The 234-nt window shown below is 74.4% G+C and carries 1 protein-coding gene; it reads left to right on the top strand.

The window, feature by feature from the left end:
- Positions 1-234: hypothetical protein (locus IF89_RS40360; protein WP_043195223.1), on the top strand; the 234-nt coding region annotated here is incomplete at both ends.

Here is a 234-nt window from a genome sequence, read left to right on the forward strand (position 1 = left end):
CACCGTCCACAACGGCCCCGACGCGAAGGCGCCCGTGCTGCGGTCGACCGCCTACACCGCCAACGCCGCCGGCGACATCACCACCACCACCGCCACCGGCGCGGACGGCAGCAAGACGGCCACCGCGCACCAGACCGATGCCGCGGGCCGCCTCACCGCCCTCACCACCGACGGCAAGACCACCGGCCAGACCTGGGACACAGCCGGCAACCTCCTCACCGGGGCAGACGGCAC

It is taken from the genome of Streptomyces sp. NRRL F-2664 (assembly GCF_000719345.1).
In the GTDB taxonomy this organism is placed as follows: domain Bacteria; phylum Actinomycetota; class Actinomycetes; order Streptomycetales; family Streptomycetaceae; genus Streptomyces.